The organism is Bacillus sp. FG16 (assembly GCF_057809515.1).
This window is the reverse complement of record NZ_JBMDKC010000344.1, coordinates 1-423: the sequence shown is the minus strand read 5'-3', so window position 1 is coordinate 423 and position 423 is coordinate 1. Positions and strand designations below refer to the sequence as shown.

At 36.6% G+C, this 423-nt stretch carries 1 protein-coding gene; it reads right to left on the bottom strand.

Translation table 11 applies throughout. The features are described from left to right. On the bottom strand, nt 1-414 hold a 414-nt coding region (locus ACODS7_RS32660), incomplete at its 3' end, for an SDR family oxidoreductase (protein WP_488828716.1). Between the last annotated feature and the right edge of the window lie 9 nt (nt 415-423).

The window sequence follows — 423 nt, the reverse complement described above, 5'->3', positions numbered from 1 at the left end:
ATCTGGACGATGTCCAGCGATACTGACAGTCGAAATATAATGAAAACGTGCACCAACCTTTTTGCTCATTTGTAATAAATAGCGAGTGGATTCTACATTCACCTTTTGAAAATGGTCTCTATCTCCATAATGCCGAACATCTCCCCCACAATGAATAATAGTATCAATATGATGAAGTAATGTCTGTTGCATTTCTGTTGTTAGCCCCACATGTTTTTCACTTAAATCGCCTTCTATCACCTGCACACGATGTTTCATTTGTTCTAGCGTCGTTTCATCAAAATAAAATTTCATTTTCTCCATAACTCTCTGTTCAACGGATTCACCATGTTGTGAACGAGCCAAACAATAAATTCGTATGTTGGGCAAAATTAATAATTGTTCTAAAATATGAGCACCTAAAAAACCTGTCACGCCTGTTAA